This window comes from Streptomyces sp. NPDC021100 (assembly GCF_044333095.1).
GTDB lineage: Bacteria > Actinomycetota > Actinomycetes > Streptomycetales > Streptomycetaceae > Streptomyces.
The window spans coordinates 559,964-572,074 of record NZ_JBIRQH010000002.1 but is presented as its reverse complement, the minus strand read 5'-3'; the positions used below and the strand labels follow the sequence as shown (position 1 = coordinate 572,074).

4 protein-coding genes and 1 pseudogene are annotated in these 12,111 nt (G+C 76.5%); 2 read left to right on the top strand and 3 right to left on the bottom strand.

The window, feature by feature from the left end; all coding sequences use genetic code 11:
- The first annotated feature begins 683 nt into the window (after positions 1–683).
- Positions 684–1,286, top strand: a complete 603-nt coding sequence (locus ACH4PU_RS06030; RefSeq protein ID WP_398266674.1) for an HD domain-containing protein — start codon at positions 684–686, stop codon at positions 1,284–1,286.
- Between the two features lie 37 nt (positions 1,287–1,323).
- Here the strand turns inward: ACH4PU_RS06030 and ACH4PU_RS06025 are convergent, their stop codons facing one another.
- From ACH4PU_RS06025 to ACH4PU_RS06015, 3 genes and pseudogenes are all read right to left on the bottom strand, one after another.
- Entirely contained in the window at positions 1,324–1,824 is a 501-nt protein-coding gene (locus ACH4PU_RS06025; RefSeq protein ID WP_398266671.1) for an NUDIX domain-containing protein, read from the bottom strand.
- A gap of 435 nt (positions 1,825–2,259) precedes the next feature.
- Entirely contained in the window at positions 2,260–2,763 is a 504-nt protein-coding gene (locus ACH4PU_RS06020) for a BTAD domain-containing putative transcriptional regulator (RefSeq protein ID WP_398266985.1), read from the bottom strand.
- A 15-nt stretch (positions 2,764–2,778) separates the two neighbouring features.
- Positions 2,779–3,069: pseudogene (locus ACH4PU_RS06015) on the bottom strand (winged helix-turn-helix domain-containing protein); the annotation flags it as partial.
- A 680-nt stretch (positions 3,070–3,749) separates the two neighbouring features.
- Between ACH4PU_RS06015 and ACH4PU_RS06010 the strand changes: the two are divergent.
- Positions 3,750–12,032, top strand: coding sequence for an SDR family NAD(P)-dependent oxidoreductase (locus ACH4PU_RS06010; protein ID WP_398266668.1), 8,283 nt, complete (start codon positions 3,750–3,752; stop codon positions 12,030–12,032).
- Positions 12,033–12,111 lie beyond the last annotated feature (79 nt).

Here is a 12,111-nt window from a genome sequence, read left to right as displayed (position 1 = left end):
CGGGACGCCGCCCGCACCGGACCCGTACCGGCCCCCACGTCCCGCTCCTGAGAACGCCGGGCGGGGGTGGGGCGGTTCCCGGGCGGCCGCCGGGGGTGGGCGGCCGGCGCGGCTTCCGCTGCCGCCCGGCGCGCGAGGGCACCGCGCAGGGGCGAGCGCGTACGTCCCGGCCTACGTCCATAGCCTCCCCGGGCAGTTCGACGCCGCGGTCGAGCAGGCCATGCACGCCGCGCGCGGCAGGCCGACCGCGCGGCGCAGGCCGTCGCCACGACTGTCTGACGCCCCGCTTGTCACCGCTCGCGGACTTCGCCCGTCCGCGTCTCGGTCGTCCGGTCGGCGGAGGCGGAGCCGTCGCGTCGCGCGGGGAGAGCGGGCCCGCGTGCGGGCGCCGCGTGTCAGCGGCGCCGGGAGTGCGACACCGTACGACCGGTGACGTCCGCCGCGCGTGGGCGCCTTCCGGGCGTGGCGCTCCCGGTTCCCGGCGTGGGGCTCCCGGCGAGGTGCCCGGCCCGCCCGCGTTCGGGCTCGACCCTCTCCCTCACCACACCCGTCCGCGCCCTCGCGCCCGATCCGCCGGGGCGGCCGCGCGGGCGTGCGGGCGGGGCCCGTCCCGTATCCGCCCGCGCCCCGCACGCCGTCCCGTGCCCGTCGCCCGGTTCCAGCCGGATTGTTACGCTGCGGGGATGTCCTCCCTGCCGACGCCCGACGACATCCGCGCCCTCCACGAGAAGTACGCGCCCACCCCCGAGGCGTTCGAGCTCGTGTACACCCACTGCCTCATCGTGGCGGAACTCGCCGAGCGGCTGCGGGACGAGGCGGCGCCGGAGGCGGACGCGGAGCTGGTGCGGGCGGGGGCGCTGCTGCACGACATCGGCGTCTACGAGCTGGTGGACGCGGACGGCCGGCCGCGGCACGGGGAGTACATCCGGCACGGGGTGATCGGGCACGAGATCCTGCGCCGGGAGGGGTTCCCGGAGCGGCTGTGCCGCTTCTGCTCGTGCCACACCGGCGTCGGCCTCACCCGGGAGGACATCCGCCGGCAAGGGCTGCCGCTGCCGGAGGCGGACTACGTCGCGTCGACGGTCGAGGAGCAACTGGTCATGTACGCCGACAAGTTCCACACCAAGAGCGACCCGCCGGCGTTCCTCTCCGCCGAGACCTACGCCGCCGGTCTCGCCCGGCTGTTCGGGCCGGAGAAGGCCGGCGTGTTCCAGGCGCTGCGGGAGCGGTTCGGCGAGCCCGAACTCGACGGGCCCGCCGCCCGGTACGGGCACGTACGCCGCTGACGGCACGGCCCCCGCCGGAACCGCCGGGGACGGCGCGTCAGCAGGCGGGGTCCGGGACGGTCTCCAGGTAGACCGTGGTGCCGGTGCGCCGCGCCCGGCTGACGGCCGCGAGCCGCCGCCAGGAGCGGCTGTCCATGGTCCGGGCCCAGTCGTCCATCGGCCGCACCTCCCAGGCGTCGTGCTCGCCGGGGTCCAGGACGATGCGGGAGAGGGCGTCCCGGCCGAGGCGGCCGCCGTCGAAGACGAACCCCGTCTTCGCCACCGGCCACGGCCCCGGCGGGGCGAAGTCCACGGCGAGCAGCCGCGGCCGGCCGGTGAAGACGATGCCCGTCTCCTCCCGGCACTCCCGCACGGCCGTGCCGAACGGCGTCTCGCCGGGGTCCATGTCCCCGCCCGGGAACTGCCACAGCCCCTGTTTCACCGAGGACCGCAGCTGCAGCGGGCGTTCCTCGGTGTCGGTGAAGAACAGTGCCCCGTACACGGCCGCCTTGGGCAGGCCGGCGACGTACTCGGCGAGCGGCAGTCGCGGTTTCCCCACCTGAACTCCTTCGCTCCCGGCCGGAAGTCCGGACTCCAGGATGCGGCAACAGGACGGGTCACGTGGGACGTTGCGCGAAACGGCCGGATCCGCCCGGCGCGCGGAATCCGGCGGCGCGCCCCCGCGTGACCACCCGTGCCCCGGTCCGCGCACGGCGGCGGCCGGCCGCCGCGCTCCCCGGGCCCGGTGTCCCGTTCCGCCGCGCGGGCGCGCCCGGACCGACATGCCGGTGCGCATGCCCGATCACCGTGAACGAGTGCCGGGGAAGGAGCGCGAGCGGCGGCGGCGCCGCGACGGGGCATCGGGGGCCTCCTGAGGCGAGGGGCGCGACGGATACGTGGGGAGAAGGCAGCCGGTACGGCCGGCAGGGGGAACGCCCGCCGGTGGCAGGGGCGTCGCGGGCCGGTCGGGCCGGACCGCGCGTGGCGGCGGCCGCTAGAGCATCGCGCCCGGGCGCGCCCGCCCGACGGATGAGGCGCCCCGGAGGATGGAGCCGAACAGGTCCTGCAGCTCCGGGCACGGGTCGACGCCGTACTCGTCCGCCAGCAGGCGCCGCGTCTGGTGGTAGACCTTGAGCGCCTCCGCCTGGCGGCCCGCCCGGTAGAGGGCCTGCATGTGCAGCCAGCTCAGGCGTTCCCGGGTTGGGAACTTCATGCTGAGCGTCGCCAGATCGGCGGCGATCACGGAGTAGTCCTGCTCCTGGGCCAGTTCGGCCTCCCATCGGCTCTCCAGGGCCAGCAGCCGCAGCTCCTCCAGACGGGCCGCGGCCTGCGTGCCCAGCGCGTCGTCGCACATCTCCGGGTAGGGCGTGCCGCGCCACAGGGCCAGGCAGGACTCCAGGGTGTGGCCGGCGGCCTGGTGGCGTCCCTCCAGGAGCAGGCGGCGGCCGTCGCGGAGCAGCTGTTCGAAACGGCAGACATCGATGCGTTCGGGTTCCACGGCGAGGACGTATCCGGAAGCCTCCCGGCGCAGAATCCTGTTACGGCACCGTGGTGGACTGCTTGGTTCCAATTTCCTCCGCAGATTGGACACATAGCTGTGCAGAGTCGTCATCACGGCACTGGGCGGGTTGCGCGGCCATACGGCCTCGGTCAGCCGTTCGGTGGTAACCGCTTCACCCGGTGTCAACAAAAGGGCGGCCAGCACGGCGCGTTGGCGGGCCGGCCCCAGGTCCACCGGCCGCCCTCCGGCCCGGACCTCCAGCGGACCCAGAACGCTGATCTGTAACCCGGCAGTTATGGACATCGACGCTTTCCTCCTGTCACGACTCCTGACGGCGGCCGGCACCCGGGAATGGTCGCCCCCGCCGGCTCCGGGACCGTTTCCGTGCATGACGATCGGAGGCGCACGTTCGTTCGCACCTCCGCCGCCAAGTGTGCCCCTTTTTTCCTGACGTGGGCAGTCGGGCTTCCGTTCCCGGACGGCAGATGATCCAACAGGACGCCTCCGTACGCACCAGTGTCTTCCGGGCATGATCGTCGAGAGGGGTCCCATTGACACAGAATGACCTCGGATAAACGTGACGAACAACACGTGCGGGACGTAAGACCGCTGGTGCGGCGCACGGGAACCGGCAGCGGTGCCGGACCCCGCCCCTCCGGTCGGACCCCTTCCGGAAAGCCGTCCGGCACCTTCCCGGCGGCGGTGGGCGCGACGCTTCCGTCGGCCCTCGTTCGGAAAAGGTTCACGCCGACGACGGTACGCGGTGGATTTCGACGACGTAATTCCGTGAACCCCATTGTTTCTTTCTTGTTTCCCGCATCACCCGTTCGTCGTCCAAGAGCGATCCAAGACGGCTTCAAGTGGCCGCCAAGACGGCCGCGCTAGGGTGCCCGGAGTCGTCCGGAGAAGTCCGGAAAGAAAGCGGTGAAGGGCCGCGTCCCATTCATGACCGAGAGCGCAGCCGGGTAACGGGGAGCAGACCGATGAGCAATTCCGAACGCCATGCGCCGGAACCGCCCTTCGCCCCGGGTGAGGCGGTGGCCGTCATCGGAATGGCCGGGCGCACACCGTGGGCCCTGGACCCGGCGGACATGCGGCGGACGCTCGCCGGCGGGCCGGGCGGCGGAATAGCCGGGGAGCCGGCTCCGCACGCCGTTTCCTGGTGCGACCCGGCATTGTTCGACGCGGAATTCTTCGGCCTTTCCGAAGAAGAGGCGGACCGGCTCGGCGCGGAATCACGCCTGTTGACGGAACTCGGCTGGGCGGCGCTGGAGAACGCCGGCATCGCGCCGGGGGCGGGCGGCGTACCGGCCGGCCTTTTCCTTGACGCGCCCGACTTCCTCGGCGTCCCCGATGGCGCATCCGCTGCCGTTCCGTCCGGTGGGGCGACGGACGTCGTCGCCTCCGCTCTCGGCCTGGCCGGGCCCGGCGCCGTGACGCCGCCGGACCAGGAGCCTGGTGCCGCCGTCGCCCGGGCGGTCCGTGCGCTGGGCGCCGGCCGGTACGGCCTCGCCGTGGCCGGGGCCGCGCGCCTCGGCCCGTCCGCCGCGTCCGGCGCTTTCGCCGTCGTCCTCAAGCCGTGGCCGCACGCGGTGCGGGACGGGGACCGGATCCACCGCGTGCTGCGGCTCGCCGCCGGGGGAGGGCCCGCGGGTGGCGCTCCGTCGGACGGGGCCGGTGCGGAGGGCGCCCATGTCGTCGACTTCCTCGCCGCACTGACCGGCGTGGCCGGCGGTGACCGGAACGGCGTGACCGTCGACGGCGTCCGGCTGGAGGTGCCGGACGGCTTCGCGGCTGCGGCTGCCCGGACGGGCGGCTCGGAGCCCGCGAGCGGCCGGGCGCCCGCCGCCGGCTCTGCCGCCCTCACCCCCTGGCGGATCTCCGCGCGCGGCGAAGGCGCGTTGCGGGCCCAGGCGGGGCGGCTGCTGCGGCATGTCGAGGAGCACCCCGAGGACGGGCTCGGCGACATCGGCCTCTCGCTGGCCGCCACCCGCCCGCTGCTCCCGCACCGCGCCGTCCTGCTCGTCGCCGACCGTGCCGACGCCGTGCGGGCCCTGACCGCCCTGGCGGCGGGCGACGGCGACCCCGGGATCGTCCGGGGCACGGCCGCGCCCGGCGGGACGGACGGTGGCCGGGCCGTGTTCGTCTTCCCGGGGCAGGGCACCCAGTGGCCCGGCATGGCACGCGAACTCCTCGACGGATCCCCGGAGTTCCGCGACCGGCTGCACGCCTGCGCCGCCGTGCTCGACCCGCTGACCGGCTGGTCCCTCCTGGACGTCCTGCGCGGCGCGGAAGGCGGCCCCGACACCGGGCGGGTCGACGTCGTCCAGCCGGTGCTGTTCGCCGTCATGGTCTCCCTCGCCGCCCTCTGGCGCGCCCACGGCGTGGAGCCCGCCGCCGTCGTCGGCGCCAGCCTGGGGGAGATCGCCGCCGCGCACGTCGCCGGGGCGCTGAGCCTGGAGGACGCGGCCCGCGTCGTCGTGCCCTGGAGCGCGGCGCAGGCCCGCCTGGCCGGGCGCGGGGACATGGCCTCCGTCCTCCTGGCGCCGGACGAACTGACGCCCCGGCTGTCCCGGTTCGGCGACCGGCTGGTGTTCGCCGGCGCGAACGGCCCGCGCGCCACCCTGGTCTCGGGGGAGCGCCCGGCCGTCGCCGAGCTGCTGGACGAACTCGCGGCGGACGGCGTCCGCGCCCGCAGGCTGAGCAACGGGCTCGCCGCCCACTCGCCCCAACTGCTGTCGCAGCACGAGCGGTTGCTCGCCGACCTGCGGGGCCTCGCCCCGGGACCGTCCCGCATACCGTTCTACTCGTCCCTCACCGGCGACCGCCTCGACACCCGCGAGCTGGACGGCGCCTACTGGTGCCGCAACATCACCGAACCGATCCGCTTCGACGCGGCGGCCCGCTCGCTCGTCCGGGACGGCCACCGGGCGTTCGCCGAGGTCTCCCCGCACCCCGTCCTCACCGTCGGCCTCCAGGACACGCTCGACGACGCCGGGGCGGGCGCGGACGGCGTGGTCGTGGAGACGCTGCGCCGGGACCACGGCGGCCCCGGCCGCTTCCTCACCGCCCTCGCCGAACTCCACGCGCACGGCGTGGACGCCGACTGGACGGCCCTGCCCGCCCTCGCCGGGGCGCGGCGCGTGGAACTCCCCTCGTACCCCTTCCGGTGCGCCGCCCCCGAGCCGGACTCCGGCTCCGCCCTCGCCCGCCGCCTCGCGCCCCTGCCCGTGACCGAACAGCGGCTCGCGCTCGAAGAGTTGGTGCGTGCGCACACGTCCGCCTTCCTCGGCGAGGCCGGAGCCGAAGCCGGGTCCGAGGCCGCGTCGGGCGCCGGGGACGACCGCACCTTCCGCGAGCTCGGCCTCGACTCCGCCGCCGGCGTCGCCCTCCGCAACCGGCTCCGGGACGCCACCGGACTCCCGCTGCCCACCGGCCTGCTCTACGACCACCCGACGCCCGCCGCCCTCGCCGAGCACCTGCGCGCCCTGCTGCTCGACCCGCGCCCCGAGCCCGCCGCCCGCCGGACCGCCGGCCGCCCGGCCGCCGACGAGCCCATCGCCGTCGTCGGCATCGGCTGCCGCTTCCCCGGGGGTGTCCGCACGCCCGAGGACCTGTGGCGGCTGGTCGCGGAGGGCCGGGAGACCCGCTCGGAGTTCCCCACCGGACGCGGCTGGGACCTCGCCGCCCTCCAGCACCCCGACCCCGACCGGCCCGGCACCACCTACGTCCGGCACGGCTCGTTCCTGCACGACGCCGACCGTTTCGACGCCGACTTCTTCGGCATCAGCCCCCGCGAGGCCCTGGCCATGGAGCCACAGCAGCGGCTGCTGCTGGAGACCGCGTGGGAGGCCTGCGAACGCGCCGGGATCGACCCGGCCGGGCTGCGCTCCTCCGCGACCGGCGTGTTCGTCGGCGCCATGCGGCAGGAGTACGGCCCCCGCCTGTACGAACCGGCCGAGGGCATCGAGGGCCACCTGCTCACCGGCACCGAGGGCAGCGTCCTCTCCGGGCGGCTGTCGTACGTGCTCGGGCTGGACGGGCCCGCCCTCACCGTGGACACCGCCTGCTCGTCGTCGCTGGTCGCCCTGCACCTCGCCTGCCAGTCGCTGCGGCGCGGCGAGTGCTCGCTCGCCCTGGCCGGCGGGGCGACGGTGATGTCGGCGCCCGGCCTGTTCGTCCAGTTCAGCCGGCAGCGCGGGCTGGCGCCCGACGGGCGGTGCAAGGCGTTCGCCGCGGCGGCGGACGGCACGGCGTGGGGCGAGGGCGTCGGGCTCCTGCTGCTGGAACCCCTCTCCGAGGCGCGCCGCAACGGCCACCCCGTGCTCGCCGTCCTCCGGGGGTCCGCCGTCAATCAGGACGGTGCCTCCAACGGCCTCACCGCCCCCAGCGGCCGTGCTCAGCAGCGCCTGGTCCGGGAGGCCCTCGCCGACGCGGGGCTGGACGCCGATGAGGTCGACGCCGTCGAGGCGCACGGGACGGGCACCAGGCTCGGCGACCCGATCGAGGCGGAGGCGCTGCTCGCCACCTACGGTCAAGGGCGGCCCGCCGACCGGCCGTTGTGGCTCGGCTCGCTCAAGTCCAACATCGGCCACACCCAGGCGGCGGCCGGCGTGGCCGGCGTCATCAAGATGGTGATGGCCCTGCGGCACGGCGTCCTGCCGCGTACCCTGCACGTCGACGAGCCGTCGCCGGGCGTCGACTGGTCGGCGGGCGCGGTCGAGGTGCTGACCGAGGAACGGCCCTGGCCCGAGACCGGGCGGCCGCGCCGCGCGGGCGTCTCCGGATTCGGCATCAGCGGCACCAACGCCCACCTCATCGTCGAGCAGGCGCCGGAGGACGGGACGCACGCCCTGGGCGGGGAGGATCCCGGCGTCGTGCCGTGGGTGCTCTCCGCCCGCACCCCGGAGGCCCTGCGCGAGCAGGCCGGACGCCTCGCGGCCGGCGCCCCGGACGACCCGGCGGCGGCCGGCTGGTCGCTGGCGGCCGGACGGTCGGCGTTCGCGCACCGCGCGGTGGTCGTCGGCGACGGCCACGACGAGCTGCTGCGCGGCCTGGAGGCCGTCGCCCGGGGCGAGGAGGCCCCCGAGGCCGTCACCGGTGCGGCGGCGCCGCTCGCCGGGGCCGTGTTCGTCTTCCCCGGACAGGGTTCCCAGTGGGCGGGCATGGCCGTCGAACTGCTGGACACCGAGGTCGAGTTCGCCGACCGGATCGCCGACTGCGAACGCGCGCTCGACCCGTTCGTCGACTGGTCGCTGACCGACGTGCTGCGACAGCGGCCCGGAGCCCCCGGCCTCGACCGGGTGGACGTCGTCCAGCCCGTCCTGTGGGCGGTCATGGTCTCGCTGGCCGGGCTGTGGCGCTCGGCGGGCGTGGAACCGGTCGCCGTCGTCGGGCACTCCCAGGGCGAGATCGCCGCCGCCTGCGTCGCCGGGGGCCTGTCCCTGGAGGACGGCGCCCGCGTCGTCGCCCTGCGCTCCCGGGTCATCCGCGAGGAACTGGCGGGCGACGGCGGCATGGTGGCCGTCTCCCTCGGCGCCGACGCCACCGCCGAGCTCATCGCCGCCTACGGGGGACGGGTGTCGGTGGCCGCGCTCAACGGGCCGCTGTCCACCGTCGTCTCCGGCGAACCCGCCCCTCTGGACGACCTGTTGGCCCGCTGCGAGGAACGGGGGATCCGGGCGCGGCGCATCCCCGTCGACTACGCCTCCCACTCCGCCCAGGTCGAACGCATCCGCGACCGGATCCTCGCCGACCTGGCGGAACTCCGGCCCCGCACCGGGACGGTCCCCTTCCACTCCACCGTCACCGGCGAGGTCACCGACACCGCCCGGCTCGACGCCGCGTACTGGTACACCAACCTGCGGACCACCGTGCGGTTCGCGCCCGTCGTCCGGGAGCTCGCCGCGCGCGGCCGGCACGCGTTCGTCGAGTGCAGCCCGCACCCCGTCCTCACCGTGAGCGTCGAGGAGACCGCCGAGGAGGCCGGGCGGCCGGCCGTCGTCACCGGCTCGCTGCGCCGCGACGAGGGCGGTCCGCGCCGGTTCCTCACCTCGCTCGCCGAGGCGTACACCCGCGGGCTGCCGGTGGACTGGGCCGGGCTGTTCCCGGAGCACGCCCGCCGCTTCACCCCCGAGCTGCCCACGTACCCGTTCCGGGGCGAACGGTTCTGGGCCACCGCGCCCCGGCCCGCCGGCGACCTCCGGGAGGCCGGACTCGCCGACGCCGGCCACCCCCTGCTCGGCGCCGGCCTCACCCTCGCCGGCGGCGACGAGACCGTCCTCACCGGGCGGCTCTCCCTCGCCACCCACCCCTGGCTCGCCGACCACGCCGTCCGGGGCACCGTCCTGCTCCCCGGTACCGCTCTCGTGGAACTGGCCCTGCGGGCAGGCGCCCGCAGCGGTTGCGACACCGTCGAGGAACTGACGCTGGAGGCGCCGCTGGTCCTGCCGGCGGACCCGGCGGACGCGGCGGTGACCGTCCAGATCAGGGCCGGGGCGGCAGACGAGCGGGGCCGCCGGCCCGTCACGGTCCACTCGCGCCCGGAGCGCGGCGCCTCCGGTGTCTCCGGTGCGTCCAGCGTGCCCGGCAATTCCGGTGAGTCGGACGAGGCGGGCGAACCGTGGACGCGGAACGCCTCGGGCGTGCTCGCCCCTGCCGGCGAGTCGCCGGAGTACGGCGCGGGGGAGGCATGGGCCGGGGGCGCCGCAGGTGCGCCTGCCGCAGCCGCGCCGGAGGGCGGCGGCGCCGGTACGTCCGGGGCGCCCGTCGCGGGTGAGGGTGAGGCGTGGACCCGGGACGCCACCGGTGCCACCGACGCCTCCGCCGTCCCCTCCAGGACCGTCCCCGAACCCCGCCCCGCCGCCTGGCCGCCGCCCGGCGCCGCCCCCGTCGACCTGGACGGCGCCTACGACCGGCTCGCCGCCACCGGGTTCGAGTACGGCCCGGTCTTCCAGGGCCTGACCGCCGCCTGGCGGCACGGTGACGACCTCCTCGCCGAGGTCCGCCTCCCCGACGACGCGCACGGGGACGCCGGCGCCTACGCCGTCCACCCCGCCCTCCTCGACGCGGCCCTGCACGCGAGCCTGCTCGACGGCACCGACGGCGTCCGCCTGCCCTTCGCCTGGACGGGCGTGACGGCGGCGGCCGCCGGGGCCACCACACTCCGCGTCCGCCTCTCCCGCACCGGAACCGACACCCTGTCCCTGGAGGCGACCGACGCCGGCGGCCGCCCGGCCGCCCGCGTCGCCTCGCTGACGCTCCGGCCCGTCACCCCGGAGCAGCTGCGCGCCGCCGCCCGCGGCACCCGCCCGCCGCTCCACGAACTCACCTGGACCGCCCTGCCCGACGACGCCTCGCCGGCCCCCGCCGCGCCCCTCGCCGTGGCCGGACCCGGGGCCGACGCCCTCGCCGGCACCCTGACCGCCGCCGGCGCCCGCGCCGCCGCCCACCCGGACCTCGCGGCCCTCACGCGGGCCGTCGCCGACGGCGCCCCGGCCCCCCGCGTCGTCCTCGTCCCGCTGCTCCCCGAGCCCGGCACGACGGGGCGCGAGGACGCCGCCGGGGCGGCGCGCACGGCCGGTCACCACGCCCTGCACCTGGTGCGGTCCTGGCTCGCCGACGAGCGGTTCGCCGCCTCCCGCCTGGTCCTGCTCACCCGGGGCGCGGTCGCCGCCGCCCCCGACGAGGACGTCCCCGACCTGGCGCACGCCCCCGTCTGGGGCCTGGCCCGCTCGGCGCAGACCGAGAACCCCGGCCGCCTCACCCTGCTGGACACCGACGACACCGGCCCGGCCGCCGCACCCGCCCTGCTGCGTGCCCTGGCCGCCGACGACGAGCCCCAACTCGCCGTCCGCGCGGGCGAGATGCGGGTGCCCCGGCTGGCCAGGGCCACCGCCGCCGACGGCGCGTCCGGTTTCGGCGGCGGAGGCACCGTCCTCCTCACCGGCGGCACCGGCCTCCTCGGCGGGACGCTCGCCCGCCACCTGGTCACCGCCCACGGCGTCCGCGACCTGCTGCTCGTCAGCCGGCGCGGCCCCGCCGCCGACGGCGCGACGGAGCTGACGGACGAACTGACCGCCCTGGGCGCCCGGGTGGCCGTGGCGGCCTGCGACGTGGCCGACCGGGACGCCCTGGCCGAGGTTGTGGCCGCCGCCGAGCCGCCGCTGACGGCCGTCGTGCACCTCGCCGGCGTCCTGGACGACGGCGTCGTCGCCTCCCTGACGCCCGACCGGATGGACGCCGTCACCCGCCCCAAGGCGGACGCCGCCTGGCACCTCCACGAACTGACGAAGCATCAGCAGCTTGACGCCTTCGTGCTGTTCTCCTCGGCGGCGGGACTCCTCGGCACCGCCGGACAGGCCAACTACGCCGCCGCCAACACCTTCCTGGACGCCCTCGCCCACCACCGGCGCGCCCAGGGCCTGCCCGCCCTCTCCCTCGCCTGGGGCCTGTGGGCGGAGGCGAGCGGCATGACCGGTCACCTGGACGACGCCGACGTCCGCCGGCTGAGCCGCGCCGGGCTGCTGCCCATGGCCGTCGACCAGGGTCTCGCCCTCTTCGACGCCGCCCTCGCGGCCGGCGGGAACGAGGGCCGCGCCCTGCTCGTGCCCGCCCGGCTGGACACCGCCGGCGCGAGGGCCCGGGCCGAGGTGCCCGCCCTGCTGCGCGGCCTCGTCCGGCTCCCCGCCCGGCGGCCCGCCGAGACGGTCCGGGAGGAGCCCCTGGAGCAGCGGCTCACCGGGCTCCCCGACGCCGAACGCGAACGCGTCCTCCTCGAACTCGTCCGCGGCCGGCTCGCCGACGTCCTCGGCCACTCCGCCCCGCACACCCTCGACCTCGACCGGGGCTTCCTGGAGCTCGGCCTGGACTCCCTCACGGCCCTGGAGTTCCGCAACCGGCTCGGCGCCGCCGCCGGCCGCCGGCTGCCCCCCACCCTGATCTTCGACCATCCCACCCCGGCCGCGGTCGGCCGCTACCTGCACGCGGAACTCCGCCCCGCGGGCCCCGACGACCCCACCGACGGCCCGTCCGAAAGCCTTCCCGACGAGCGGGAGTTCCGCCGCGCCCTCGCGGCCGTCCCGCTGGCCCGCTTCCGGGAAGCCGGCCTGCTGCCGGAACTTCTGCGGCTCGCCGAGGCCACCGGAGTCCCCGTCGGCGGGGAGAGCGGCACGTCCGACGGCGAGGGCGACGGCGGGAGCGACGGGGACGACCTGGACAGCATGGACCTCCAGAGCCTCGTACGGGTGGCGCTCGGTGACAACTGACCTGCCGACGGCCGACGCGGCGGCAACCGACGTGATGACATCCGGCTTGATGACCACCGACTCGACGACAACCGACCGG

What these genes read in the sequence shown, in the direction of transcription:
- ACH4PU_RS06030 (WP_398266674.1), top strand. Translation starts at nt 684, where the DNA reads ATGTCCTCCCTGCCGACGCCCGACGACATCCGCGCCCTCCACGAGAAG.
- ACH4PU_RS06010 (WP_398266668.1), top strand. Translation starts at nt 3,750, where the DNA reads ATGAGCAATTCCGAACGCCATGCGCCGGAACCGCCCTTCGCCCCGGGT.